Here is a 24,983-nt window from a genome sequence, read left to right on the forward strand (position 1 = left end):
TGGTGTTCGTAATTGCGATGTACGTGGGCACCATGTTCAGCGCGGCGGCGACGAAAACTATGACTGGATGACCGAATGGTATCTGTTGGAGTGCAGAGGCTGCGAGCACGTCTTTGCTCAGACCATAAGCTCCAATTCTGAGGACGTTGACTATTCTTACGGCCGTGGGGGCGAGACGATCACTGACTATCTGGAGGTAACTAAGACGTGGCCAGCTCAGACAAAAAGGAAGAGGCCAGACTGGATGTCTGGGGTCGGCATTCACATTGAGGGGACTGGCCCCCTGGGCGAATCGCTGCTTGAACTTTACGGGGCTCTAGACAGCGAACTGAACACACTAGCTGCCATAGGCATGCGGACCTCATTCGACATTGCATCGGAGCTGCTGGGGATCGATCCCAATCTTTCCTTTCAGGCAAAGTTGAAAGGGCTGGTCGACGCGGGTCACATTGGCTCAGTTGATCAGACTAGGCTGGGAGCGCTCGTCGACGCCGGCAGCGCTTCGGTACATCGGGGATGGAAGCCTGGCGCCGACGACCTGAACACAATGATGGATGTTCTGGAGCAGTTCATCCACGATGCGTTCGTCACGCCCGCGCTAAAGAAGCGGCTCGACGCCAAAGTTGCGATGATGAACGCATTCGTGCCCGTCAGGCCAACAAAACAAAGGACAGGAAGGACCAGGGCCCCTTCGCTCGATTCGAATCCGACGCCATCTATTGATTCCCATATTACCCCAGAATTAACTCAGGTCGCAGCCGCGGACCTGCCGGAGATAGCCAAGTAGCTGTATTTACTGAAAATTCTGGTACGCCCAAGGGGAATCGAACCCCTGTTACCGCCGTGAAAGGGCGGTGTCCTAACCGCTAGACGATGGGCGCGCTCAGACGAAGCGGCTTATAATTGCGTTGTTCGCAACCGGCAACCCATCTGCCGTCAGATGCGACAACTTTTTTCCAAACCGGTTGGAACGCCTTTGTTTCAGCGATGCGCACTGTTTTCGATGCAGGCAAACTGCGGGCAGTGGCACCGAAAGACTACCCGTCGTCGCCACCGCTGGCACGCCGGCGGCAGCGCCAGTTCCAGTCGCGCTCGGGGCCGACGTCGACATGGACGGATTCGGTGTGGCAGTAGGTGCCGACGCCGCCGCGGCCGGGCATGGTGCGGACGTAGCTTGCCAGTTCCCACTTGGAGACGCCGGGCACCTGGATGTCGGCGGCGGCGCAATACATGTGCAGCGAGTTCTTGGCGCCGTTGGCGCGGCGGTTGCGGGCCGGGTCGCGATAGCCGGAGGTGACGATCATCTTGCGGCCGAAATGGCCCTCGATCGTCTTCAGCACGCGCACCAGCGACGGCTTGAGGCAGGCGACGTCGACGCTCTCGTTCTGCTTGAGCAGGCCGTTGGGTGCAAGCCTGGCCATGCCGGCGGCAGAAGCAACCTGGTAAGCACCGCCTTCATCCTCGTTGAGGTCAACGTCGCTCTCGTCGTCGATGCCGGATTTGCGCTTGATCTCGAACAGCGCGGTCCGGCGAACGCCGGGCAAGGCGTCGGCGCCAGTGATGTGGCCGCTTTCATCGCCGAGCGAGGCGAGTTGCACCGGCTTTTCGGCCGGTGTCGCCGAAGCGAGGTTGATGATCGGCTTTGCCGGCGGCGGCGTGGTCTTGGCCTGAGCCGAGGGCTGGTCGCCGGCACGCGTGTTGACCAGGGGCGCGGGCGCCGCGGCCGCCGGCGTGGTGCTGAACAGCGAGGCAAAGAGGCCCTTCTTCGGCGCGGCGATCTGCGCCTGCGGGGCATCGCCCGCGGTCACATAGACGCCATTGCTCATTGCTTGCGTGGTTGCCTGCGCCTGCGAAGCAATCGCAGCGGCATCGCCGGCGGCAACCTGCTGGGCGACGGCCTTCGTCTCGTCGGCCGTCTGCGCCGATGGAACCAGCGGTTCCGGCGTGTTTCCGGCGACTGTGCTTGCGCCGGCGGGCACCGCGATCGGGAATGTGGCCTGGGGGTTGGTCACGGGCACATAGGCCACCTTTTCCGGCAAAGGCGTGTCGCCTTCGCTCATCACGGTCGATGTCGCTTCCGAGGAGGCGGACGTCACCTGCAGCGACGAATCGGTGGTGGTCGCCGTCTTGGCGCTGGAAGCTGCGCTCATCTCGCCGGCAGTTGTATTATAGCCCGGCGTGACGACCGACAGGGTGGGGTCGGTAGTCGAGGTGCAGGAGGCCAGAAGCACGGAGAAGAGTGCGGCCGCGATGCTGCGGCTTTCCCTTCGTGCGAGACGCCAACCTACTGATTTCAAAATAAAAATCCCCCTCGGTATCCGGTCCGCTCATCATCGCCGCGGCACCCCTGCACCTGCGGCAATGACGTCCTGTTCCCGAACCGGAAACGGGATCTGCATCGAATCTGCAAGCCTCGGATTTGTTCTGCGTCTGGAGGCGAATTGAGGCTGCGAAAACGATTAACGCCACCATTTCGCCCTGTTTTGGCAGGCCGTCAACTCACCAGACGTTACAATTCGTTACACACGCACCTTCACATAGGTGCCCGGCGCATCACCCAGGGTTTTCATCCGCTTGCCGGGTTTGCGGGCTGGCACCCGGGCGTCCTCCTGGGTTTCGATCCAGTGCTGCCAGTGCGTCCACCAGGAGCCCGGATGCTCCACCGCCGCGGCGAACCACTGGCCGAAGTCGCCCACCGGCTTGCCGCCGGTCCAGTACTGGTACTTCTTGGCCGCGGGCGGATTGACCACGCCGGCGATATGGCCCGAGCCAGCCATCACATACTCGACGTCACCGCCGAAATAGCGCGAGCCGAGGAACACCGATAGCGCCGGAGCGATATGATCCTCTTTCGTGGCCAGATTGTAGATGGGGATCTTGACGTCGGCGAGCGAGACGGTGCGGCCGGCAAGCTCCATGGTGCCGCGCGTGAGATTGTTCTCGAGATAGCAGTTGCGCAGGTAGAAGGAATGATTGGCAGCGGCCATACGGGTCGAATCGGCATTCCAGTAGAGCAGGTCGAAGGGCAGGGGGTCCTTGCCGCGCATGTAGTTGTTGATGACATAGGGCCAGATCAGGTCGCCCGAGCGCAGCATGTTGAAGGCGGTCGCCATCTTGGTGCCTTCGAGGTAGCCCTTTTCGCTCATCGACCGTTCGACCGCAGCGACCTGCTCCTCGTCGACGAACACCTTCAAATCGCCAGCGTGGGTGAAGTCGACCTGCGTGGTGAAGAAGGTGGCCGACTTGATGCGGTCGTCGCCCTCCTGCGCCAAAAGGGCAAGTGCTGCCGCCAGCAGAGTGCCGCCGACGCAGTAGCCGATGGCGTTGACGCCGGTCTCGCCGGTGGCTTTCTCGACGATGTCGAGGCCATATTGCAGCCCCTCGCGGATATAGGCTTCCCAGCCCTTGGCGCCGTGGCGCTCGTCGGGGTTGATCCAGGAGATGACGAAAACGGTGTGGCCCTGCTCGATTGCCCAACGGATGAAGGATTTCTGCGGGTTGAGGTCGAGGATGTAGTATTTGTTGATCCAGGGCGGGCAGATCAGCAGCGGCCGCTTCAGCACGGTCTCGGTCGCCGGGTCGTACTGGATGATCTCGGCGACATCGCTGCGGCCGACCACCTTGCCGGGTGTCATCGCCAGGTTCTTGCCGATTTCGAAGGACGAGTAATCCGCCTGCCGCAGCTTCAGGTCGCCCTTGCCGGCCGCAATGTCCTCGGCAAGCATCTTCATGCCGCGCACCAGGTTCTCACCGTTTGAGGCCACCGTCTCGCGGAACAATTCCGGATTGGTCAGAATGAAGTTCGACGGTGCGATCGCGTTGGACACCTGCTTGACATAGAAGCTGGCCTTGTGCCGGGTGTGCTCGTCGAGTCCCTCCGCATGGTCGACAAGGTCGGCCGCCCAGCGCGAGGTGACGAGATAGGCCTGTTTCAGGAAATCGAAGAAGGCGTTGCGGCCCCACTCCGGATCCTGGAAGCGCTTGTCGCCGCGCTCCGGCTTGACCGCATCCTCGGTAGGCTCCGCATTCGGACTGACCTTCTGGATGGCATTTGCCCAGACCGTCATGTAGCCGGCGAAGAGCCGCGTCTGCGCCTCCAGCGCGCGCTGCGGGTCGGCGAGCCAATATTCGCTCAGCCTGGAGAACGTCTTGACCATGTCGACCACGGGCTCGGCGACGTGGTCGCGCACCTCACCCTTTTCGCGCGGCTCGGCCCAGGCGGAAGCGGCCTTGCCTGCCTGCTCGACCATGCGCGCCATGTTCAATGCAAAGCGTTCGGGGTCTTTCACCAGATATTGCTCGACGGTCGAAGGTCCGTCATCTTCCGCTTTGCCCGAATCGGGTGCCTTGGCCATGGTTCGCGGGTTCCTCCCGGAGCGTTTTGCTGACATATTATCATGCGAGATCTGACCGGGTCCAACATGCTCTAGCCCGGCTGCCAGGAAAACAATATGACGATTAATAACGGCCGGTATCTTTTTCTCGCTAGCGGTTCGTTGTGCCGCATGGCCATGACGGCTGCGCTTTTGTGCGCGCTGATGCCGGCCGGCGGCTGCACCAGCGACAGCGGCAGCCGTCAGGCGGCGGTCGCCGGCGTGGAAGGACCGAAGGACACCGGCACCTATCCGAACCTCAACATCCCGCCACGGGCGGCTGCCAAGCAACTGACCAAGGAAGAAACCGCTGCGAACCTCGCGCAGCTGAAGGCCGACCAGCAGGCGCAGCTTTCCAAGGGGGGTCGGGCGAAGCCCGCGAACCAGACAGATCTGAACACGCTGGCCAAGACCCACGGCGACGACGCCCTGAAACAGATCGAAGGCAAATGCGATCCCGCCCTCGACCCTAACTGCAATTAGGTTTATATCGCGCGCCGAAAGCGCCTCTTTGATCGTCTGGAACTCCCATGGAAGAATTTCACAAGGTCCGCCGGCTTCCGCCTTACGTGTTCGAGCAGGTCAACCGGCTGAAGGCCAGCGCCCGCTCGCGCGGCGCCGACATCATCGACCTCGGCATGGGCAATCCGGACCTGCCGACGCCGAAGGCCATCGTCGACAAATTGTGCGAAGTGGTGCGCGATCCGCGCACGCATCGCTATTCTTCCTCACGCGGCATTCCGGGTCTGCGCCGCGCCCAGGCCAACTATTATCAGCGCCGCTTCGGCGTGAAGCTCAACCCAGACACGCAGGTGGTGGCGACGCTTGGCTCGAAGGAAGGCTTCGCCAACATGGCGCAGGCGATCACCGCGCCGGGCGACGTCGTGCTGTGCCCCAATCCAACCTATCCGATCCACGCCTTCGGCTTCATCATGTCGGGCGGCGTCATCCGCTCACTGCAAGTCGAGCCGGATGACGGCTTCATCCCGGCGCTCGAGCGCGGCATCCGCCATTCGATCCCCAAGCCGCTGGCGCTGATCCTCAACTATCCGTCGAACCCGACGGCGCTGGTCGCCTCGCTCGATTTCTACAAGGACGTGGTCGCCTTCGCCAAGAAGAACGACATCATCATCCTGTCCGACCTTGCCTATTCGGAGATTTATTTCGACGGCAACCCGCCGCCGTCGGTGCTGCAGGTGCCGGGCGCGATCGACGTCTGCGTCGAGTTCACCTCGATGTCGAAGACCTTCTCCATGCCGGGCTGGCGCATGGGCTTCGCGGTCGGCAACGAACGCCTGATCGCGGCATTGACGCGGGTCAAATCCTATCTCGATTACGGCGCCTTCACGCCGATCCAGGTGGCGGCGGCGCATGCGCTCAACGGCGACGGTGCCGATATTGCCGAGGTGCGCGAGGTCTATCACAAGCGCCGCGACGTGATGGTCGATTCCTTCGGCCGCGCCGGCTGGACCATTCCGGCGCCGGCGGCATCGATGTTCGCCTGGGCGCCGATCCCGGAGCAGTTTCGCCAGCTCGGCTCGCTCGAGTTCTCCAAGCTGCTCATCGAGCATGCGGATGTGGCGGTGGCGCCCGGCATCGGTTTTGGCGAGCACGGCGACGACTTCGTGCGCCTGGCGCTGGTGGAGAACGAGCACCGGATCCGCCAGGCGGCGCGTAACATCAAGCGCTTCCTGGCATCGACCGCCAAGCAGCCCAACAATGTGGTGCCGCTTGCCGCTCACCGGTGAGTTCGGCTGATATTCACGACCAGTTTATTTTTGAGGGACGTCGCCGGACATGGCTGAAGCGCTGCGTGTTGGAATCGCCGGTCTCGGCACGGTTGGCGCGTCGGTGGCGCGTGTGCTGCGCGACAAGGCGGCCGAGCTCACCCGTCAGTGCGGACGCGACATCGTCGTCGCCGCTGTGTCGGCCCGCGATCCGAAGCGCGACCGCGGCGTCGATCTCAGCACCGCGGAATGGTTCGACGATGCCGTCAAGATGGCGGAAAGGGCCGAGATCGACGTCTTCGTCGAGCTGATCGGCGGGGACGAGGGGGCGGCGCGATCCTCGGTCAAGGCGGCGCTCGATGCCGGCCGGCACGTCGTGACCGCCAACAAGGCGCTGCTCGCCAAGCACGGTGTGCAACTAGCCGAGACGGCCGAGAAGAAGGGCGTGCTGCTCAACTACGAAGCGGCGGTGGCCGGCGGCATCCCGGTGATCAAGACGATGCGCGAGGCGATGGCCGGCAATGCGGTGACGCGCGTCTTCGGCATCCTCAATGGCACCTGCAACTATATCCTGACCCGCATGGAGGCCGAAGGTATCTCCTTCGACGCCGTGCTGAAGGATGCGCAGCGGCTCGGCTATGCCGAGGCCGATCCGACCTTCGACATCGAGGGGCATGACACGGCGCACAAGCTGTCGATCCTGACCAGCCTTGCCTTCGGCACGAAGATCGCCGCCAATGACATCTATTTGGAAGGCATCTCCAACATCACCCAGGCCGACATCCGCGCGGCGGCCGATCTCGGCTACCGGATCAAGCTGCTTGGCGTCGCGCAGCGCACCGAGAGCGGGATCGAGCAACGCGTGCACCCGACCATGGTGCCGACGGCGTCGGTCATCGCGCAGGTGCATGGCGTCACCAACGCGGTGGCGATCGAGACCGACATTCTCGGTGAGCTGCTGCTTTCGGGTCCCGGCGCCGGCGGCAATGCCACCGCCTCGGCGGTGGTCGGCGACATTGCCGACATCGCCAAGAGCCGGCCGGGCTTCCAGCACGGGCCTGTCTTCGGCTGGCCGGCGAAGGAGCTGAAGCCATACAAGAAAGCCCAGATGCGCAGCCATGCCGGCGGCTATTTCATCCGCCTCACCGTGCATGACCGGATCGGCGTCTTCGCGGCGATCGCCAAACGCATGGCCGATAACGACATTTCGCTGGAATCGATCGTCCAGCAGGCCGCCGGGCCGGAAACCGAGGCGCAGAAGACGGTCATACTCGTCACCCACGAGACGACGGAAGCCGCCGTCCGCAAGGCCGTCGAGGGTGTCACCAAGGACGGCCATCTGACCGACAAGCCGCAGGTGATCCGCATCGAGCGAGCGGAATGATCTGCCTCTGATCCGGCAAGTCTTGCCGTTGTCACAGAGCTTTGACAGAAGAAGCGCGCCCCTGGCGGGAGGTGCGAGCAATTCCAGGAAAAGTGTTTAGCGGCTTTCCGTCCGGAATTGCTCGAAGCGAACAGTCAACGAGGAATACCCGTTCATGAACATGGCCCAGAACTTCGCAGCCGGACTCGACCGAATCCTCACCATGGAGGTGGTGCGCGTTACCGAGCGGGCCGCGGTCGCCGCAGCTCGGCTGCGCGGCCGTGGTGACGAAAAGGCGGCCGATCAGGTGGCGGTCGATGCGATGCGCCAGGAGCTCAACCGACTCGCCATCAAGGGCACGGTGGTGATCGGTGAGGGCGAGCGCGACGAGGCGCCGATGCTCTATATCGGCGAAGAGGTCGGCATGGGCAACGGTCCGGCTGTCGACATCGCGCTCGATCCGCTCGAGGGCACGACGATCTGCGCCAAGAACCTGCCCAATGCGCTCGCCGTCATCGCCATCGCGGAGAAGGGCAGTCTGCTGTTTGCGCCGGACGTCTATATGGACAAGATCGCCATCGGGCCGGGTTATGCCGAGGGTGTCATCGACATCGACGCGGAACCGGCCGAAAACATCGCCAATCTTGCCAGGGCCAAGGGCGTGGCGGTGTCCGAGATCACCGCCTGCATCCTCGACCGGCCGCGTCATGCCAGGCTTATCGAGGCCGTGCGCGCCACGGGTGCCGCGATCCGGCTGATCGGCGACGGCGACGTCGCCGGCGTCATCCACACGACGGATCCGGAGGAGACCGGGATCGACATCTATCTCGGCACCGGCGGGGCGCCGGAAGGCGTTCTGGCGGCGGCCGCGTTGCGCTGCACAGGCGGCCAGATGCAGGGCCGGCTGCTGCTCGATACGCCGGAGAAGGTCGAGCGGGCGCAAAAGATGGGCATTGCCGATCCGACGCGGATCTATCGCGTCCAGGATATGGCGCGCGGCGATGTGCTGTTTGCGGCGACGGGCGTCACCGACGGCAATCTGCTCGATGGCGTCAGGTTCGGCCGCACCTTCATCACCACCCATACCATCGTGCTGCGCTCGTCCTCGCGCACCGTGCGCGAGATCAAGGCACGCCACCAGGATCTGGAGAAGTTTTGATTTCGTCCGGCCGGGGGCCCTTTGGCGCTGTTGCGGGCGGGGCTATCGATTCACAGTTTTCCTGGAGTTGCCCCATTCGCGGAATTGCTCCGGTCGTCGCATATTGATATCGCATGCATGACACTATGCAGACGGCGCGCCGAATGACGGGCGAAAGGCGTTTCTTCCTCGATGTCAGGCAGTCGGCCAACGGTGTTTGCTGGGAACATCGGCTGACTGAGCGGCAGGACATGACGGCGCTTGCCATCGCGCAGGGCTTTGGCGTGCCCGACATCGTGGCGCGCGTTCTGGCCGGGCGCAACGTCGCCGTGGAACAGACCGAGCGCTTTCTCGATCCGACCATCCGCGAGTTGTTGCCTAACCCAGCCTCATTGACGGACATGGAAAAGGCGGCCGCGCGGCTGGCTGACGCAATCGTGGCCCATGAGAAGGTGGCCATCTTCGGCGACTACGACGTAGACGGCGCGGCCTCGTCGGCGTTGCTCAAGCGCTTTCTTACGCATTTTTCGGTGCCGTCCGAGATCTACATCCCAGACCGGATCTTCGAAGGCTATGGCCCCAACCCGGAGGCCATAAGAGAGCTCATCTCGCGCGGCGCGAAGCTGATCGTCACCGTCGATTGCGGCACCAACAGCGCCGCATCAATCGATGCGGCGAAGCAGGCGGGTGCCGATGTGGTGGTGCTCGACCATCATCAGGTCGGCGGGCCGCTGCCGGCTGCGGATGCCGTGGTCAACCCCAATCGCGAAGACGATCTGTCCGGGCAGGGGCATCTCTGCGCCGCGGGTGTCGTCTTCCTTTGCCTGGTGCAGACGGCGAAGGTCCTGCGCGAGAGATTGCCGGACAGAACGCCTCCCGATCTGCTCTCACTGCTCGACCTCGCCGCGCTGGCGACGGTGTGCGACGTCGTCCCGCTCACCGGCGTCAATCGCGCCTTCGTGGTCAAGGGGCTTCAGGTGGCGCGCCAGCAGAAGAGCGAAGGGCTGGCAGCGCTTGCGCGGGTCTCGCGTATCGGCGAGCCGATCAACACCTTCCATCTCGCCTATCTGATCGGGCCGCGGATCAATGCCGGCGGGCGTATTGGGGATGCGGCGCTGGGCAGCCGGCTGCTGGCGACCGACGATCCCGTCGAGGCGGCAAGCATTGCAGAGACGCTCGATCGCCTCAACCAGGAACGGCAGCAGATGGAACTGGAGATGCTGGCCGAAGCCCGCGCCGAAGCCGACGCCGAGCTTGCCGGCGGCAGCGGCCCGGCCATCGTCGTCACCGCCAGCAACAGCTGGCATCCCGGCATCGTCGGACTGCTCGCTTCCCGGCTGAAGGAGCACTCGCGCCGGCCGGCATTCGCCGTTGCCTTCAATTCCACCGGCGTGGGAACCGGTTCGGGCCGCTCGGTGTCCGGCTTCGATCTCGGCCGGCTGGTGCGCGCGGCCGCCGAGGCCGGGCTGATCGTCAAGGGCGGCGGCCACGGCATGGCGGCGGGCATCACGGTCGAGCGGGCAAAGCTCGGTGCGCTGAGGGCATTTTTCGAGGAGCATGCGGCCGCGGATGTCTTCCGGCTGCAGAATGAGGAGAGCCTGGCCATCGACGGCGCGCTCGCCGCCGAAGGCGCAACGCTCGATCTGATCGATGAGCTGGAAAGGGCCGGACCTTTCGGGGCCGGGCACGCAGCGCCGGTTTTCGCGCTGCCGCGGCACAGGCTGGCCGATGCGCGGCCGGTCGGCACCAATCACATCCGCGCCGAACTGATCTCGCAAAGTGGCGGCCGTATCCAGGCGATGGCCTTTCGCGCCGTCGATACTTTGCTTGGCGAATTCCTGTTCAGGAACAGGGGCAAGACGGTGCATGTTGCCGGATCTCTTTCGGCGAACCACTGGAACGGGAACCGCACAGTGCAGTTCCGCATCACCGATGCGGTGCTCGCCTGACAACAATGCTCGGGCGGGGTTGCGATCAGGCCAGGACCGACTGCAGGCGGGTCAGCTCGCTGATCTGCGCCATCGTCGCCTGGTAGCCGAGACGGATGGCCTCGTCGGCGCGATGGAACTCGGTGAGGCCGATGTGGCTGAGCTTCGGCTGCAACGACATGTCGGGCGGATCGCCGGCCATTCTGGCCCGCGAGATCCGATCCTGAATAATGTTGAAGGCCTCGACCATGACGCCGGTGATGCCGAGACGTGTGTGATGCGCCTGGTGCTCGGACAGGCCCGCGCTGCTCGGCGCGTCGTTTTCGATGACGAGTTCGCCGGCGCTGTGCTTGATGACCGCGGCGCGACCGAACAGGTCGTAGTGGAGATTAACCGCCACCACCAGCGGCTGTTCATAGGCGCGGCAGACCGATACCGGCACCGGATTGACCAGCGCGCCGTCGACCAGCACGCGGCCGTTGCAAGTCACCGGCTCGAATACGCCGGGTAGCGCGTAGGATGCGCGCATCGCTGTGATCAGCGAGCCGCTCGACAGCCAGATCTCGTGCCCGGTGCGGATTTCAGAGGTGACGGCGACGAACGGCCTCGACAGATCCTCGAAGCGGGTGCCCGTCAGATGCTCGCGCAAACGCGCGTCGAGCTTCATGCCGCCGAACAGGCCGCTGCCGCGCAGATTGAAATCGAGGAGGCCGAAGATGCGGCGCTTGGTCAGGCTCCTGGCGAACTCTTCCAGCTCGTCGAGCTTGCCGGCAAGATAGCAGCCGCCGACAAGCGCCCCGATCGAGGTGCCGGCTATCATCGACACTTCGATGCCGGCTTCGTCCAAGGCGCGCAGCACGCCGATATGGGCCCAGCCGCGGGCGCAGCCGCCGCCGAGCGCCAGGGAAATGCCCATCCTCTTCGCCGACTTCGGGTCGGGCACGCCGCCGGACGATGCAGGGCCGTTGGCCTCCTGAACGTCAGGTCTGCTGCGCAATGACGCCCATTCGAGCATCATGATCTCCCTTGTCCCACATCCCTTCTACAGGAAGGTTGTTTGAGAATAGTGAATATGAGTGGTTGGTGAATATTGAATGGTTCACACCGGCTTCCGATACGTCTGTTCAGTATCGAACAGCGGCTTGCTGCCATCGTCGGCAAGCACCGCCTTGCCGTCGTTGAGCCCCACCGTCCGATAAAAGCAGGAACGTCTTCCCGTGTGACAAGTTGCGTCGTGGCCCAACACTTTCACGCGCAACCATATCGCGTCTTGGTCACAATCCGTGCGCATCTCGACAACGTGCTGGAAATTGCCCGAGGTTTCGCCCTTCTTCCACAGAGCGTTGCGCGAGCGCGACCAGTAATGGGCGATGCCCGTTTCAAGTGTCAGAGACAGCGCCTGCGCGTTCATGTGGGCGACCATCAATAGCATGCCGTCGCCGGCATCGGTGACGACCACGGTGACGAGGCCGGCGGCGTCGAAGCGCGGAGAAAGTGCGGTACCTTCCTCCAGCGCTTTCTTGTCCTTTGGAGCTTCGGAAAACTGCAGTGCCGACATCGCCGGTCCTTGTCTGATTTGAAGGCGTGCTGATATCCGGCGAGGCCTGCGAAATGGCGGCGTCCTGCGCTTCCGGTGCTCGCGTACTACAAATACGCTCTGCTCCGAAGGCCGCAAACCACCATTTTCGATCGAGGCTACGCCTTTTGCAGGTGAGCGCAGGCGCGCCTAATTGCGCACCATGGTCACGAAGCGGACCTGCTCTTCGGGCGTATCCTTGAAGACACCCGTGAACGTCGAGGTCAGCGTTGTGGAATCCTGCTTGCGGATGCCGCGCATGGCCATGCACATATGCTCGGCCTCGATCATCACGGCGACGCCGCGCGGGTTGAGCACGTCCTGGATGACGCCGGCGATCTGCGCCGTCATTGCTTCCTGGGTCTGCAGGCGATGGGCGAAGATGTCGACGACGCGCGCGATCTTGGAGAGGCCGACGACCTTGCCATCCGGGAGATAGCCGACATGCGCCTTGCCGATGATCGGCACCATGTGGTGCTCGCAGTGCGAGTGGAACTTTATATCCCTGACGATGACGAGATCGTCATAGCCGGCCACCTCCTCGAAAGTGCGGCCGAGTTCCTCGGCCGGGCACATGTCGTAGCCGTTGAACATCTCACGAAACGCCTTGGTGACGCGCTTAGGGGTATCGACCAGGCCTTCGCGGTCCGGATTGTCGCCGGTCCAGCGCAGCAACGTGCGCACAGCGACCTCGACCTCGGCCTCGCTTGGGCGATCGGTGACCGGCTTTTCCATGTAGGACGAAGCAGGCATGAGTTTCTTGATGACGGCATCCATAAAGGCGTCTCCCGTAGTTCCCCTCTCAGGAGGAACGAGTTGAACGGACCACGACCTTTCGGGTGTTAGAAACTCGCCCGTTTCCAGCCCGTAAGCGGCGTGAACAGAGTGAGCAAGGACGGCGGCCTATGGTTGCCTTGTCGATGCCCGGCTGCCAGCATTATATATGGTCGTGCCCAGCGAAAGGAAGACGCAAGAACGGCAAAGCCTGTTCGCTCGGCGGCGACGGACCGGAAAAATATGATCGACGAAGTCTACAACACGAAAATTCTTGGTTTTGCTGGAAATATCGCGCGCATCGGCCGGCTCGACCACCCCGATGCGACCGCGAGGGCGCACTCCAAATTGTGCGGCTCGACCGTCACCGTCGACTTGAAAATGGATGGCGATGTCGTGACCGACTTCGCTCATGACGTGAAAGCTTGCGCGCTCGGCCAGGCTTCGTCCTCGATCATGGCCCGCAACGTTGTCGGCGCTAACGCCGATGAGCTGCGCGCGGTGCGCGAGACGATGTTGAAGATGCTGAAGGAGAACGGCGCGCCGCCGGAAGGCCGTTTCGCCGACTTGAAATATCTGGAGCCGGTGCGCGACTACAAAGCGCGCCACGCCTCGACCATGCTGACCTTCGACGCGGTGGTCGACGCGATCGGCCAGATCGAGAAGAAGCGCGCCGGACAGGCGGCTTGATATTTCACTCGGCTTTTGAGCTAACCATCACGGAGAAAGCGCTTGCGTTGGTTGATGGCAGCCTTGGGCCTTACTGTTTCGGTAGTACTGAACAGCTCTGCGATAAGTGCAGAGAGCGCTGCGATGCAGAAAGCTGGCGTCTACCTTTCTAACAAGCTGGCTGGCTGCTGGGCTCTCCCGGCCGACGGCGGGCCTGTGGTCACGCGTGTCCAAATCAGTTTGAATCGGGATGGTTCGCTAGCGGGATCGCCAAGAGTACTCAATCCTGCGAAAGCCCTGCAGGACAAGAGATTCAATGATAGCGCGGTTCGATCAATTGTCCGATGCGCACCCTTCACCGGATTGGCGGTTTATGCCGATAGCTATGAAGTCTGGCGCGAAATGGTCGTCACGTTCGATTCCCGAGATACGTTGTCCAGCGCGCAGCCAAAGTAGGAGTCGATCGGCAGCTCCAGGCCATAAGGGCAAAAGAGCTTTGCGTTCCCGGCCCGAAGCCCACATCTATCGCGCAGCGAAACGCGCTGCGGAGCAAAGCGGTTGGCTGACCACCATGGACATGCGCATGGCGCCCGGCCCATCCAGCGCGGACGCAACTGGCCGGGGCCCTGGCGCAAGACGCCGGGCCGCGTCCTCGGCACGTCGCTCGTGCGCCTTTACCAGCTGACGCTCTCCGGTTTTGTCGGCAACAGCTGCCGGCATCTGCCGACCTGTTCCGAATACGCGCATGAGGCGATCGCCCGCCATGGTCTATGGGCCGGCGGCTGGATGGCCCTATTTCGGGTCTCGCGCTGCGGACCATTCGGATCCCATGGCATCGACCGGGTGCCGGAGACGCTTGCCCAACGCTATGTCTGGTTCATGCCATGGCGCTACTGGCAGATCGGCAAGAAGCGCGGCGAAAGGGACGCTTAGCTGGGGACCTTTCGCTGGGGCGTTTTTACGCTCTGTTAGGCTTAACATCGATCTGCACAAACACTGCGAATTTGAGACAAAATCGAGACAAGGCGCCTCGCTAAGCCGCGCTGGGTAATCCCAGCCAGGAGTGAGATTCGCATGCGCCAGATGGACCGCTATCCCTTTATTTTTGCTGTCGTTCTCTTCCTGTTGGCCTGGATGCTGGGTCTGCCGATGCGGGCGCAGTCCGCACCTCTTGCGGACATTCACTGCACGCTGATCCAGGATGCTGAAAGCGGGGCGACGCTGTACCAGGACGGGATCTGCGACCAGCGCGCCAGCCCGGCGTCCACCTTCAAGGTGCCTCTGGCCTTGATGGGCTACGATTCCGGAATCCTCAGCGACGAGCATACGCCGAGCTGGGACTACAAGGCCGAGTTCAACGCCGTGAAACGGGACCAGAAAACGGTCGACCCGATCATCTGGGAACGCGATTCCATCATCTGGTACTCCCGCGAGATCACGCGCCGGCTCGGCGCCGATCGCTTCGCCGGCTATGTGTCGAAGTTCGGCTACGGCAATGCGGATGTCTCCGGCAGCGCCGGCAAGAATGACGGCCTGACCAATTCCTGGGTGGATTCCTCGCTCGAAATTTCGCCGGTGGAGCAGGCGGCGTTTCTGCGCAGCCTGCTCGCCGGCAAGATGCCGGCGTCCGCCAAGGCCCAAGAGTTGGCCAGGGCGATCATCCCAAGCTTCAACGCCGGCGACTGGACCGTCCAGGGCAAAACCGGCACCACGAGGATTGGCAGCAGCAAGCGGTCGCTCGGCTGGTTCATCGGTTGGGCCGAGAAGGACGGCCGCCGGATCGTCTTCGCCCGGCTGGTCGCCGATGCCACGCGCGGCAATATGCCGAAGGGCCCCGCTACCCGGGCCGCTTTCCTGAAGGATTTGCCCGCTCTCATCAAATAGAGCCGGCTCGCGACTTTACGGCGCCGGAATCTGCCCATAAAAGACTGCGCCGCCGGAACCTCCGGCCCTGCATGGCTCAGCACATTCGCGCGACATGCAATTCACCACCCGCGCTCGTTTGCGGGACTGGATAGGAGAACTCTGATGCTGAATTCCGTTTCCCTGACATTTCCCGATGGTTCCATGCGTGAGTATGACGCGGCGATGACCGGCGCCGGTCTCGCCGAGTCGATCTCCAAGTCGCTGGCCAAGAAGGCCGTGGCCTATGCCATCGACGGCACGCTTCGCGATCTTTCCGATCCGCTCGGCAAGTCCGGCAAGGTCGAGATCATCACCCGCGACGATCCCCGTGCGCTGGAACTCATCCGCCACGACGCAGCCCATGTGCTGGCCGAGGCCGTGCAGGAATTGTGGCCGGGAACGCAGGTGACCATCGGACCGGTCATCGAGAATGGATTCTACTACGATTTCGCGCGCAACGAGCCGTTCACGCCGGACGATTTCCCGGCGATCGAGAAAAAGATGCGCGAGATCATCCAGCGCAACAAACCCTTCACCAAGGAGGTCTGGTCGCGCGAGAAGGCGAAGAAGGTCTTCGCCGACAAGGGCGAGCGCTACAAGATCGAGCTGATCGACGCCATCCCGGAAGACCAGGACCTGAAGATTTACGCGCAGGGCGACTGGTTCGACCTGTGTCGCGGACCGCACATGGCCTCGACCGGACAGATCGGCAACGCCTTCAAGCTAATGAAGGTGGCGGGAGCGTACTGGCGCGGCGATTCCAACAATCCGATGCTGACGCGCATCTATGGCACGGCCTTTGCCGACCAGGCGCAGCTCGATGCCTACCAGACGCTGCTCGAGGAGGCCGAAAAGCGCGATCACCGGAAGCTTGGCCGCGAGATGGACCTGTTTCATTTCCAGGAAGAGGGACCGGGCGTCGTCTTCTGGCACGCCAAGGGCTGGAGGATATTCCAGAACCTGGTCAACTACATGCGCCGCCGCCTCGACGAGCACGGCTATGAGGAGGTGAATGCGCCGCAGGTGCTGGACAAGAGCCTGTGGGAAACCTCAGGCCACTGGGGCTGGTATCGCGACGCGATGTTCAAGGTCACCGTCGCCGGCGACGACACTGACGACGACCGCGTCTTCGCGCTGAAGCCGATGAACTGCCCCGGCCATGTGCAGATCTTCAAGCATGGGTTGAAGTCTTATCGCGAACTGCCCGTAAAGCTTGCCGAGTTCGGCAATGTACACCGGTACGAACCGTCGGGTGCGTTGCATGGGTTGATGCGCGTGCGCGGCTTCACCCAGGACGACGCGCATATCTTCTGCACCGAGGAGCAGCTTGCGGCGGAGTGCCTGCGCATCAACGACCTGATCTTGTCGACCTATGCCGATTTCGGCTTCGACGAAGTCAGCGTGAAGCTGTCGACGCGGCCGGACAAGCGCGTCGGCACCGATGAGGCCTGGGACCATGCCGAGGCGATCATGAGCAACGTGCTGGAGACGATCCGCACGCGCTCCGGCAACCGCATCAAGACCTCGATCAACCCGGGCGAGGGCGCCTTCTACGGCCCGAAATTCGAATATGTGCTGAAGGACGCCATCGGCCGCGAATGGCAGTGCGGCACGACGCAGGTCGACTTCAACCTGCCGGAGCGTTTCGGCGCCTTCTACATCGGCTCGGATTCGGAGAAGAAGCAGCCGGTGATGGTGCATCGCGCGGTGTGCGGCTCGATGGAGCGATTCCTCGGCATCCTGATCGAGAACTACTCCGGCCATTTCCCGCTCTGGTTCGCACCGCTGCAGGTGGTGGTGGCGACAATCACCTCCGATGCCGACGATTATGCGAGGAAGGTCGTCGACCGGCTGAAGGCCGCAGGCCTGTTGGCCGAGGTCGACTTGCGAAACGAGAAGATCAACTACAAGGTGCGCGAGCACAGCCTGGCCAAGGTTCCGGTCATCCTCGTCTGCGGCAAGCGCGAGGCGGAAGAAGAGACGGTCAACATGCGCCGGCTCGGCTCCCGCGACCAGGAATCGCTCAAGCTCGCTGACGCAGTGAAATCGCTGGCAGACGAGGCGATCTCTCCGGACCGCAGGCGCCGCGCCGCCTGAATTCCCAAGACTTCTGCTCGGATGGCGGTGGCATGCGCCACCGCCATTTGCGCCCGGCGGGGCTGGAGCGGTTCACCGTTTCAGGGAAACGGCAGACCGCTCGGTGGCCTTGTTCTGACGCAATTCCGGACGGAAAACCGTTTCACACTTTTCCTGGGATTGCTCTAGTCCGCGCCTTCCTCCGGATCGATGGCGGAGGATTCATTGGCCAAAACCTCGATTTCCTGGTTCTGGCCGGCCACGACGGCAAAATCCTTCTGGTAGATGCGGTCGCGGTTCTTGGCGATGATGGTGTATTGGCCCTCGGCCAGCACCATCGAGGCGAAGGCGCCGACGGCTTCCTTGATCGGGTCGCCGGATTCGTTGAGCAGCGACCAGGACGTATCGGCAATCGCTTCGCCGCCGGCCTCGCGCACCAGCTTCATCGTCATTTCAGCCGCGCGGTGCTCGACGGTGGCTTGCGTCAGCTTGCCGGCCTCGACGCGGATGTCCGAGCGGATCACGGCGTTCACCGCGCCATAGGTAGAGACGACGTGGTAAGTGCCGGCGTTCAGCCGCACCACCGTGTTCGGCTCGACATCGGGAATGATCAGCGCTCGGTCGCCATTGGGCTTGGCCTGACCTTCATAGATCGCAAAGCGCAGCTTCTTCGGTGCGATATGCGCGCCGCCTGAGGTCACGGCGTCGAGCTCGAGGCCGCCGGCGTCGAGCACGACGTTCTCACGCTTGGGCTCCTTGCCGACCGTGATGCGCTTGGTGGCGCCGGCACGCCCGTAGGAGGCATGCACCAGATAGCTGCCGGGGTCGAGCTGGAACACCGCCGTGCCGCCATGGGCGGATGCCACCATCGGCAGCTTGCCGTCGCCGGCAGCTTCGGGCCTGAACACCCGCCAGACCACGCCGCGGCCGATATCGGCGCCCTTGTCGGTCAACTGGGCAGAGAGGGTGATGGCACCGCCGCTGCCGCGGGCCAGCGATCCCTCGCTCTTCGGCGTCGCATAGCTCGAAATTCCCGGCAGTTTGAGCTTGTCGACTTCATTGGCGTTCTGTGCCAGCGCGAAGGAAAACGGCACCGCGAACAGCGCGGCGATGAGCCCGATCACGAAAAGGCGCAGAGTCCCCTCAAACATGCCTTGCGTTGAAGCTTAAGGCGGTGGCAATTTCAAGGCTTAAGAGTTCGGGGCTCCCACCAACGGCTCTTTTGTCCGGCGCATACTGCGTCAATGCCCGAGCCGCCCGACCTCCCGATGGCGCGCTTCAGCTCAAAATTGAATTCAGGAGACTTCCGCCCATGGCGTCGCCCATCATCGACTTCCTGCTGAGCCGCAATTCCGCGCCGATACCGGACCTCAAGGAGCCGGCGCCGAGCGATGCGGAGATCGCTACAATGATCGCCGCCGCTTCGCGGGTGCCGGACCATGGCAGGCTCGAGCCCTGGCGCTTCATCCTCTATCGCGGCGAGGCGCGGAACGAGATCGGCAGGAAGCTCGCGACACTTGCCGAGCAGCGGGAAGGGCCACTGACCGAAGGCCGCCGCAATCAGGAACTGGCGCGTTTCTCGCGCGCGCCGCTGGTGATCGGCGTGGTCTCGGTGCCGCGGGAGAATCCTAAGATCCCGCAATGGGAGATGTTCCTGTCGGGCGGAATGGCGGCTATGAATCTGATGATCGCGGCCAATGCGCTAGGCTATGGCACCAACATGATCAGCAACTGGTATTCCGACGTTGCCGAGGGCAGGGCGATCCTCGGTTTGTCGCCGCAGGAGCGCGTCGTCGGTTTCGTTCATATCGGCTCCTACCAGGGCCCCGCGCCGGAACGGCCCCGGCCAGATCCGGCGAGGCTCTACGCCGACTATTGCGGGCCCTGGGTCGGATAGATGTTCTACGAGCCTTCGAAGGGGCATGGCCTGCCGCACGATCCGTCGAAGGCGATCGTCGCGCCGCGCCCCATCGGATGGATCTCGACGTTGAATAGGGCGGGTGAGATCAATCTCGCGCCCTATTCCTTCTTCAATGCCTTTTCGACACGCCCCTTCATCGTATGGTTCTCATCGGAAGGCGCGAAGGACAGCGCCACTTTCGCCGAAGAGACGGGCGAGTTCGTCGCCAATCTCGTCAGCCGCGAGCTGGCGCAAAAGATGAACCGCACGGCGGTCGATGCGCCGCGCGGCGTCAGCGAGTTCGGCTACGCCGATCTCGCCATGGCGCCATCGCGCCTGGTTGCGCCGCCGCGCGTGGCGGAGGCGCCGGCCGCGTTGGAATGCCGGGTGACGGAAATCCTGCGGCCAAAGGCGCTGGACGGTTCGCAGACCAGCGCCATCGTCGTTGCCGGCGAGGTCATTGGCGTTCACATCGACGATGCCTATCTCAAAGACGGCCAGTTCGACATCGTCAGGGCCGGCAATGTCGCCCGCCTCGGCTATATGGACTATGCCAGCGTCAACGAGATATTTTCGATGCGCCGGCCGCGCTGGGGAAAGGATTAGCCGCCCGGGCACGGCACGATGCTTGTCTTCATTGCGCTGCTCGCAATTCGCATCCCGATCGAAGAAAAGACGCTGCGCACCGGCCTGCGCGGCTACGACGACTACGCGGCGAATGTTCGCTACCGGGTGATCCCGATGAGCTGGTAGCGGAGTTGGATTCACGCAGACATGCCCGCGGCCCTGGCGCGAGCCAGCAGCCGTTCGGCCAAACGAAGATGCGGCCGATCATACATCTTGCCGTCGATGCCGATCACACCGGGATTCCCGGCCGCCGCAAAGGCGTCGACGATCGCCCGCGAACGCTCGATCGCCTCGGCCGAGGGGGTGAAGACGGCATTGATGACCGGCACTTGCGCGGGGTGGATCGCCATCTTGCCGGTAAAGCCGTCGCGTTCGGCCTCGCGGCATTCGGCCTCCAACGCAGCCATGTCACGGAAATCGGGAAAGATCGTGTCGACAGCGACGATTTCCGCCGCTCCCGCCGCCAGGATGGTCATGGCGCGCGCCAGCCGGAAAACGTCAGTGTAGTGCCCGTTCTCGTCGCGTGCCGCGCGTGCGCCAATTGCCGCCGACAGGTCCTCGGCGCCCCAGGTCAGCCCGGACAGGCGCGCGCTTGCTCCGGCATAGCTCGCCGCCGCAAGCACACCGGCGGCGCTTTCGGTGATGATCGGCAGGATTCTTATCCCTCCGTCGGGCAGACCGTGTTCGGCTTCATGCACCCTGAGCTTTGCCGCGAGCTGCTGGACATCCTGACCACTGTTCGACTTCGGCAGCATGATGCCGTCGGGCCTCACCGGAACCAGCTCCGAAAGATCGTCGTCGGTCAGGCCGGTCGACAGGTCGTTGACCCGCACATAAATGGCTGAGCTTGTCTGCCGTCTTTGGCCGGAGATGAAACTTGCTGCAACCGCGCGGGCCGCTGTCTTGTTGGCGAAGGCGACGGAATCCTCGAGGTCGACGATGACCACGTCGGCGGCGGATCCGAATGCTTTTTCCAGCTTGCGTTCCGAATCCCCAGGCACGAAAAGCAGCGAGCGCATCAGGCGGCCTTCTTCAGCATCATCGCTTGCCTTGTGCATTTGGCGACGAGAACATCATCCTGGTTATAGGCGCGGTGCTCGAATTCGACGATGCCGCGGTCCGGCTTCGATTTGGATTCGCGCGTCGAGACAACCGTGGTCTCGACGCGGATGGTGTCGCCATGGAAGACAGGGTGCGGAAACACCGTTTCCTTCATGCCGAGATTGGCAACCGTGGTGCCGACAGTGATGTCGTTCACCGAAATGCCGATCATGAGGCCGAGCGTGAACAGCGAATTGACCAGGGGTTTGCCCCATTCGCTTTTCGCGGCAAAGTCGAAATCGATGTGCAGCGGCTGCGGGTTCAGCGTCATCACCGAAAACAGCATATTGTCGCTCTCGGTGACGGTCTTGCGCAGGGTGTGCCGGAACGTGTGACCGACGACGAACTCCTCGAGGTAAAGCCCGGCCATGTCGTTTCCTCCGCTGGTCAGCGTTGGATAAGCGCTGCCCGTCGCCCCCGCAAGCCAGTTAATAAACATCGTGAACGGTTCGTAAACCATTTCCGGCATACCGTTTCCATTGGGGTCGGGGACTTCCGGCAAGGGGCGCAAGAAGACCGCATGGTTGTTTCGCATTTTCTGAGGTGGATCGATACGGCTAGGGTCTCGGAGCGCGCTGCCGCCGCAAGCGCGCTAGCCCGCGCCTACATCAATTCCGACCTGCCGTTCGAGGACCGGTGTGCGGCCGAGGCGGCGCTGACGCTGCTGCTCGACGATGCCTCGTCGAAGGTTCGCCAGGCCCTCGCCGAAGCCTTGTCGATGAGCCATCATGCGCCGCTGCAGGTGATCAGCGCGCTGGCTTCCGACCAGCCGGAAGTGGCCGCGCTCGTCCTTGCCCGCTCGCCCTTGCTTACAGATGCCGACCTCATCGATCGCGTCGCCTGCGGCCGGAAGGCGACGCAGAAGCTGATCGCCAACCGCCCGGTCGTCTCGATGCCGCTCGCTGCCGCGATCGCCGAGATCGGCGAGCCGGAGGCCTGCGCCGCGCTGATCGCCAACAGCGGTGCCGACATCGCCTCGCTGAGCTTTCGCCGCATGGCCGAACGGCATGGCCACCTGCCGCTGGTGCGCGAGGCGATGATTGCCGATGCGCGGCTCCCCGCCGACTGCCGGCACATGCTGCTGGTCAAGCTCGGCGAGACGCTCAAGGGTTCGCCGCTGGTTCTAGCGTTGATGGGCGCGGCGCGCGCCGACCGGGTGACGCGCGACGCTTGCGTGAAGGCATCCGTGACCCTGATCGAGGGTACGCGCGCGGAGGAACATGGCGCGCTCATCGAGCATCTGCGGCTGCGCGGCGATCTCACCGCAAGCTTCATCATCCGCACCATCGCCCATGGCAAGGTGGATTTCTTCGGCTCGGCGCTGGTGGCGCTGGCCCAGCAATCCGAGCAGCGGGTGAGAGCGCTGCTGGCGGGTGGGCATGACGTGGCGCTGCAAGCGCTGTTCCGCAGCGCCGGCCTCGCCGCCGCCACGCATGGCATCATCCTGCGCGCGCTGAAGGTCTGGCGCGAGGTCGCCAATGGCAAGCGCGTCGCCGGTGTGCAGGAAGTGAGTTGGCTGATGCTGAAGGAACTCGGCGGGCAATCGGCCGAGGGCGATCTGGTCGGGTTGGTGAAGTCGATCCACCTCGACGCGCTGCGCGAGAACGCGCGCGGCCATGCCCTCGCCATAGCGGCGGCGTAGCCGTCAGGCTCGGCCCTGTCACTTTGTTGACGCAATTCAGGACGGGGGGCTACGCCGAAGGCGCCGAGGCTAACCGTTTCACGTTTTTCCCGGGATTGGTTTGGCGAAGAAGTCCGGATAGTCCTCCATCGCCGCGGCGATAATGCGCAGCGAGGCCGCGGCCTGCAGCATTTCGGGCCGGTCGCTGCGATCGGCGATGCCGGCCGCGTACTGCCTTGCCACGGCTATGATCGCAGTCTGCGGCTCGCCTTGCCGCCTGAACAGCAGTTCGCGCGCCAGACCGCGCAGGAAGGTGCCGATGGATTCGACCGTTTCGTGCGGCACCGCGGCGTTCGCTTGCGCTTGGCGCAGCCGCAGCACTTCCAGCCCGATGGTGACGGCTGCGATGCTGCCGCCCAAAATCGGATCGCCTTTTCGGCCGGTTCGCTGCAGTTGTGGCATCAACTGGTTGATCCGATCGTAGGCAAGGCTTTCGAAGGCCGAACGCCGGGGAATGCGCTCATGCAGGCAAAGGCGCGCCAGGTCCTCGCGCATCGCCTGCAAGATGCGCTCCACGGTGCCCCAAGGGTCGGCCGGCAGCACGGCGATGAAGACGCCGATGGCAATCAGGATGCCGACCAGGATCGAGGCCGATCCGGCGAGGAACGGGCCGGGGTTGTACGTCATCGACTGATGTGGGCTGAGGAAGGCGAGGAAGTTGATGGCGAAGGCGGTGGCGACGCCGACATGGCGCGGAGTGGCCATGCCGAGCGCGGCCGGCACCATGATCGGCACCACGAAGAGCGCGAACCAACCAAAGCCGGGCAGCGCCGGCAGGGCGATCTGACCGACGAGAAAGGCAAAGGGCAACGCCAGCACCGTTCCGGTGAAGAAGCCCCAGGCCGACTGGACCGGATCGGGACGCGACGCGAACAGGCTCGAGACGACGGCAACGAGAATGACGGTGCCGGCGGCTTCCGACCATTTGGTCGTCAGCCAAAAGGCAGTCACCAGAAGCGTGGCGAGGGCGGCGCGCACGGCATTGCGCCAGGCGGCGTGATAGTCACGGTGCACCACCAGCGCCGGCTGCCGCCGCCCGCGGGAAGGCTTGGCGACGGGAGAGCGAAGCGCGTCCAGCCCACGCATCACCTGGCTTAGCGCCTGGGCGAAATCGGCGGCGATGGTGAGGCGGGTGATGGTGCCGACCCTGTCTTCGCCGGGATCGGCAGGCGTGGTGGGCGTCTCCAGCGCCTTGGCCGCGATCGCATCGAGCCGCGCCACCCAACGGGCGGTGTCGTCGAGCGCGTCCGTCGCCGCCAGTTCGCCGACCAAGGCCTTCAACTCGCTGCGCACAGGGATGAGCGCGGCGTTCTTCGGCGCGGCATGTGTATGCAGCGCGCGGGCCGCGGAGAGTGCCCACAGAAGCTGGCCGATGGTGCGCCGCACCGGATGGGCGCGCGTGGCGAAGCTTGGCGCCTCCAGCCGCGCATAGGTGCGCATCTCGGCGAGCGTCTGGGCATCGGTGATCAGCTTGCGCTGCAGGGCGGCGAGGGTTGCTGGAACGCCGCCCGAAAACGCGCCTCCCGCATACTCGGCAAGATCGAGGATGCTGCGCTTCAGCCTGGATATGATGGCGTCGGCCGCCAGCTTCGGCAGAATCAGACGGCTGGTGACGCCGGCGCAGACGATGCCCAGCACGATTTCGGCGCAGCGGGCGACGGCGAGATCGACGACGAGATGCGGCTGCCCAAAGGCCGGCAAGCTGATGATCATGGCCGTATAGCCGGCAAGGGCGGCGCCATAGGCCTCCGGATTGCGCAGCAGGGACGAGACGAGCGTGCAGACGCCGATCCAAAGCGCCAGCATCGTCACCAGCAGCCAGGGATTGGTGCCGAACAGCAACGTGATGCCGACGGCGGCAAGGCCGCCGGCCAGCGTGCCGAGCAGCCTATAGAAGCCTTTCGCCAGCACCATGCCGGCTACGGGCTGCGCGACGATGAACACCGTCATCATCGCCCATTGCGGATGGTCGAGCTTGAGGGCGTAGGCGGCAAGCAGCGCGATCAGCCCTGCCGAAACCGTGCGCAGGGCAAAGATCCAGTCCGAGCGCGTGGGCTGCGTCAGTCCGTTGAGCGGTGTCTTGGCAAGCTCTTTCAGCCGCGTCCAGGTCACGTCCAAGTCTCCGTCGCGGAGCCTGTTATGGAC

The 24,983-nt window shown here is 63.6% G+C and carries 22 protein-coding genes, 1 tRNA gene and 1 pseudogene; 14 read left to right on the forward strand and 10 right to left on the reverse strand.

Annotated features, from left to right (window positions below; all coding sequences use genetic code 11):
• Nucleotides 1-67: 67 nt before the first annotated feature.
• Nucleotides 68-787 (forward strand): DUF4145 domain-containing protein, encoded by a 720-nt coding sequence (locus EJ074_RS28035; protein WP_165350027.1) that lies wholly within the window; start codon nucleotides 68-70, stop codon nucleotides 785-787.
• Between the two features lie 19 nt (nucleotides 788-806).
• Here the strand turns inward: EJ074_RS28035 and EJ074_RS28040 are convergent.
• The 3 genes from EJ074_RS28040 to phaC all read right to left on the reverse strand — a co-directional run bounded on the left by EJ074_RS28040 (nucleotide 807) and on the right by phaC (nucleotide 4,355).
• Nucleotides 807-881: transfer RNA gene (locus tag EJ074_RS28040), tRNA-Glu, on the reverse strand.
• 156 nt (nucleotides 882-1,037) lie between these two features.
• Complete coding sequence (locus EJ074_RS28045; protein WP_245420404.1) at nucleotides 1,038-2,297, reverse strand: YcbK family protein; 1,260 nt, start codon at nucleotides 2,295-2,297, stop codon at nucleotides 1,038-1,040.
• A gap of 222 nt (nucleotides 2,298-2,519) precedes the next feature.
• Nucleotides 2,520-4,355 (reverse strand): class I poly(R)-hydroxyalkanoic acid synthase, encoded by a 1,836-nt coding sequence (gene phaC / locus EJ074_RS28050; RefSeq protein ID WP_129553928.1) that lies wholly within the window; start codon nucleotides 4,353-4,355, stop codon nucleotides 2,520-2,522.
• A gap of 150 nt (nucleotides 4,356-4,505) precedes the next feature.
• On the opposite strand from phaC, the gene EJ074_RS28055 reads away from it, so the two are divergent.
• From EJ074_RS28055 to recJ, 5 genes are all read left to right on the forward strand, one after another.
• Nucleotides 4,506-4,856, forward strand: a complete 351-nt coding sequence (locus EJ074_RS28055) for a hypothetical protein (RefSeq protein ID WP_245420405.1) — start codon at nucleotides 4,506-4,508, stop codon at nucleotides 4,854-4,856.
• Nucleotides 4,857-4,903: 47 nt separating this feature from the next.
• Complete coding sequence (locus EJ074_RS28060) at nucleotides 4,904-6,121, forward strand: LL-diaminopimelate aminotransferase (protein WP_095807215.1); 1,218 nt, start codon at nucleotides 4,904-4,906, stop codon at nucleotides 6,119-6,121.
• A gap of 49 nt (nucleotides 6,122-6,170) precedes the next feature.
• Nucleotides 6,171-7,484, forward strand: coding sequence for a homoserine dehydrogenase (locus tag EJ074_RS28065; RefSeq protein ID WP_095807216.1), 1,314 nt, complete (start codon nucleotides 6,171-6,173; stop codon nucleotides 7,482-7,484).
• Between the two features lie 154 nt (nucleotides 7,485-7,638).
• Nucleotides 7,639-8,622: a class II fructose-bisphosphatase gene (gene glpX / locus EJ074_RS28070; protein WP_095807217.1), complete on the forward strand. Its 984-nt coding sequence runs from the start codon at nucleotides 7,639-7,641 to the stop codon at nucleotides 8,620-8,622.
• A 143-nt stretch (nucleotides 8,623-8,765) separates the two neighbouring features.
• On the forward strand, nucleotides 8,766-10,550 hold the full coding sequence (gene recJ, locus EJ074_RS28075) for a single-stranded-DNA-specific exonuclease RecJ (RefSeq protein ID WP_095807273.1): 1,785 nt from the start codon (nucleotides 8,766-8,768) through the stop codon (nucleotides 10,548-10,550).
• Nucleotides 10,551-10,575: 25 nt separating this feature from the next.
• Here recJ and EJ074_RS28080 read toward each other — a convergent pair whose 3' ends face one another.
• From EJ074_RS28080 to folE, 3 genes are all read right to left on the reverse strand, one after another.
• Nucleotides 10,576-11,544, reverse strand: coding sequence for a patatin family protein (locus tag EJ074_RS28080; protein ID WP_095807274.1), 969 nt, complete (start codon nucleotides 11,542-11,544; stop codon nucleotides 10,576-10,578).
• An 84-nt stretch (nucleotides 11,545-11,628) separates the two neighbouring features.
• On the reverse strand, nucleotides 11,629-12,087 hold the full coding sequence (gene hisI, locus EJ074_RS28085) for a phosphoribosyl-AMP cyclohydrolase (RefSeq protein WP_095807218.1): 459 nt from the start codon (nucleotides 12,085-12,087) through the stop codon (nucleotides 11,629-11,631).
• Nucleotides 12,088-12,255: 168 nt separating this feature from the next.
• Nucleotides 12,256-12,882, reverse strand: a complete 627-nt coding sequence (gene folE, locus EJ074_RS28090) for a GTP cyclohydrolase I FolE (protein WP_095807219.1) — start codon at nucleotides 12,880-12,882, stop codon at nucleotides 12,256-12,258.
• A gap of 240 nt (nucleotides 12,883-13,122) precedes the next feature.
• On the opposite strand from folE, the gene EJ074_RS28095 reads away from it, so the two are divergent.
• From EJ074_RS28095 to thrS, 4 genes are all read left to right on the forward strand, one after another.
• Nucleotides 13,123-13,569 (forward strand): iron-sulfur cluster assembly scaffold protein, encoded by a 447-nt coding sequence (locus EJ074_RS28095; protein ID WP_095807220.1) that lies wholly within the window; start codon nucleotides 13,123-13,125, stop codon nucleotides 13,567-13,569.
• 537 nt (nucleotides 13,570-14,106) lie between these two features.
• A complete protein-coding gene (gene yidD, locus EJ074_RS28100) occupies nucleotides 14,107-14,481 on the forward strand; it encodes a membrane protein insertion efficiency factor YidD (RefSeq protein WP_095807221.1) in 375 nt (124 codons plus the stop codon).
• A 141-nt stretch (nucleotides 14,482-14,622) separates the two neighbouring features.
• Nucleotides 14,623-15,432 carry a class D beta-lactamase gene (gene blaOXA, locus EJ074_RS28105; RefSeq protein ID WP_095807222.1) on the forward strand — a complete coding sequence of 270 codons (810 nt, stop codon included), beginning with the start codon at nucleotides 14,623-14,625 and terminating at the stop codon, nucleotides 15,430-15,432.
• Between the two features lie 144 nt (nucleotides 15,433-15,576).
• Nucleotides 15,577-17,550, forward strand: a complete 1,974-nt coding sequence (gene thrS / locus EJ074_RS28110) for a threonine--tRNA ligase (protein ID WP_095807223.1) — start codon at nucleotides 15,577-15,579, stop codon at nucleotides 17,548-17,550.
• 164 nt (nucleotides 17,551-17,714) lie between these two features.
• On the opposite strand, the gene EJ074_RS28115 is transcribed toward thrS, so the two are convergent.
• Complete coding sequence (locus EJ074_RS28115; RefSeq protein ID WP_095807224.1) at nucleotides 17,715-18,680, reverse strand: hypothetical protein; 966 nt, start codon at nucleotides 18,678-18,680, stop codon at nucleotides 17,715-17,717.
• A gap of 161 nt (nucleotides 18,681-18,841) precedes the next feature.
• Here EJ074_RS28115 and EJ074_RS28120 point away from each other — a divergent pair, with 161 nt between their 5' ends.
• The 3 genes and pseudogenes from EJ074_RS28120 to EJ074_RS28130 all read left to right on the forward strand — a co-directional run.
• A complete protein-coding gene (locus tag EJ074_RS28120) occupies nucleotides 18,842-19,426 on the forward strand; it encodes a nitroreductase (protein WP_095807225.1) in 585 nt (194 codons plus the stop codon).
• The gene (locus EJ074_RS28125) at nucleotides 19,427-20,035 is read left to right on the forward strand and encodes a flavin reductase family protein (RefSeq protein WP_095807226.1); all 609 of its coding nucleotides are present in this window, start codon (nucleotides 19,427-19,429) and stop codon (nucleotides 20,033-20,035) included.
• Between the two features lie 18 nt (nucleotides 20,036-20,053).
• Nucleotides 20,054-20,182, forward strand: a pseudogene (locus EJ074_RS28130) (isoprenylcysteine carboxylmethyltransferase family protein); the annotation flags it as partial.
• An 11-nt stretch (nucleotides 20,183-20,193) separates the two neighbouring features.
• Here the strand turns inward: EJ074_RS28130 and EJ074_RS28135 are convergent.
• Together EJ074_RS28135 and EJ074_RS28140 are read right to left on the reverse strand one after the other, a co-directional pair.
• Nucleotides 20,194-21,075 carry a CoA ester lyase gene (locus tag EJ074_RS28135; protein WP_095807276.1) on the reverse strand — a complete coding sequence of 294 codons (882 nt, stop codon included), beginning with the start codon at nucleotides 21,073-21,075 and terminating at the stop codon, nucleotides 20,194-20,196.
• The gene (locus EJ074_RS28140) at nucleotides 21,075-21,527 is read right to left on the reverse strand and encodes a MaoC family dehydratase (protein WP_095807275.1); all 453 of its coding nucleotides are present in this window, start codon (nucleotides 21,525-21,527) and stop codon (nucleotides 21,075-21,077) included. The genes EJ074_RS28135 and EJ074_RS28140 overlap by 1 nt, the downstream gene beginning before the upstream one ends.
• A gap of 150 nt (nucleotides 21,528-21,677) precedes the next feature.
• Between EJ074_RS28140 and EJ074_RS28145 the strand changes: the two genes are divergently transcribed.
• On the forward strand, nucleotides 21,678-22,799 hold the full coding sequence (locus EJ074_RS28145) for a DUF2336 domain-containing protein (RefSeq protein ID WP_095807227.1): 1,122 nt from the start codon (nucleotides 21,678-21,680) through the stop codon (nucleotides 22,797-22,799).
• Nucleotides 22,800-22,877: 78 nt separating this feature from the next.
• Here EJ074_RS28145 and EJ074_RS28150 read toward each other — a convergent pair whose 3' ends face one another.
• Nucleotides 22,878-24,950 (reverse strand): FUSC family protein, encoded by a 2,073-nt coding sequence (locus EJ074_RS28150; protein ID WP_095807228.1) that lies wholly within the window; start codon nucleotides 24,948-24,950, stop codon nucleotides 22,878-22,880.
• Nucleotides 24,951-24,983 lie beyond the last annotated feature (33 nt).

The organism is Mesorhizobium sp. M3A.F.Ca.ET.080.04.2.1, from assembly GCF_003952525.1.
In the GTDB taxonomy this organism is placed as follows: Bacteria; Pseudomonadota; Alphaproteobacteria; order Rhizobiales; family Rhizobiaceae; genus Mesorhizobium.

Excerpts from the sequence above, each read along its gene's own strand:
- EJ074_RS28035 (WP_165350027.1), top strand. The coding sequence starts at position 68 with ATGACCGAATGGTATCTGTTGGAGTGCAGAGGCTGCGAGCACGTCTTT.
- EJ074_RS28080 (WP_095807274.1), bottom strand. The coding sequence starts at position 11,544 with ATGCTCGAATGGGCGTCATTGCGCAGCAGACCTGACGTTCAGGAGGCC.
- EJ074_RS28125 (WP_095807226.1), top strand. The coding sequence starts at position 19,427 with ATGTTCTACGAGCCTTCGAAGGGGCATGGCCTGCCGCACGATCCGTCG.
- EJ074_RS28145 (WP_095807227.1), top strand. The coding sequence starts at position 21,678 with ATGGTTGTTTCGCATTTTCTGAGGTGGATCGATACGGCTAGGGTCTCG.
- recJ (WP_095807273.1), top strand. The coding sequence starts at position 8,766 with ATGACGGGCGAAAGGCGTTTCTTCCTCGATGTCAGGCAGTCGGCCAAC.
- folE (WP_095807219.1), bottom strand. The coding sequence starts at position 12,882 with ATGGATGCCGTCATCAAGAAACTCATGCCTGCTTCGTCCTACATGGAA.
- EJ074_RS28140 (WP_095807275.1), bottom strand. The coding sequence starts at position 21,527 with ATGGCCGGGCTTTACCTCGAGGAGTTCGTCGTCGGTCACACGTTCCGG.
- EJ074_RS28055 (WP_245420405.1), top strand. The coding sequence starts at position 4,506 with ATGGCCATGACGGCTGCGCTTTTGTGCGCGCTGATGCCGGCCGGCGGC.
- EJ074_RS28065 (WP_095807216.1), top strand. The coding sequence starts at position 6,171 with ATGGCTGAAGCGCTGCGTGTTGGAATCGCCGGTCTCGGCACGGTTGGC.
- EJ074_RS28095 (WP_095807220.1), top strand. The coding sequence starts at position 13,123 with ATGATCGACGAAGTCTACAACACGAAAATTCTTGGTTTTGCTGGAAAT.
- phaC (WP_129553928.1), bottom strand. The coding sequence starts at position 4,355 with ATGGCCAAGGCACCCGATTCGGGCAAAGCGGAAGATGACGGACCTTCG.
- EJ074_RS28115 (WP_095807224.1), bottom strand. The coding sequence starts at position 18,680 with ATGTTTGAGGGGACTCTGCGCCTTTTCGTGATCGGGCTCATCGCCGCG.
- blaOXA (WP_095807222.1), top strand. The coding sequence starts at position 14,623 with ATGCGCCAGATGGACCGCTATCCCTTTATTTTTGCTGTCGTTCTCTTC.
- thrS (WP_095807223.1), top strand. The coding sequence starts at position 15,577 with ATGCTGAATTCCGTTTCCCTGACATTTCCCGATGGTTCCATGCGTGAG.
- EJ074_RS28060 (WP_095807215.1), top strand. The coding sequence starts at position 4,904 with ATGGAAGAATTTCACAAGGTCCGCCGGCTTCCGCCTTACGTGTTCGAG.
- hisI (WP_095807218.1), bottom strand. The coding sequence starts at position 12,087 with ATGTCGGCACTGCAGTTTTCCGAAGCTCCAAAGGACAAGAAAGCGCTG.
- glpX (WP_095807217.1), top strand. The coding sequence starts at position 7,639 with ATGAACATGGCCCAGAACTTCGCAGCCGGACTCGACCGAATCCTCACC.
- EJ074_RS28120 (WP_095807225.1), top strand. The coding sequence starts at position 18,842 with ATGGCGTCGCCCATCATCGACTTCCTGCTGAGCCGCAATTCCGCGCCG.
- EJ074_RS28135 (WP_095807276.1), bottom strand. The coding sequence starts at position 21,075 with ATGCGCTCGCTGCTTTTCGTGCCTGGGGATTCGGAACGCAAGCTGGAA.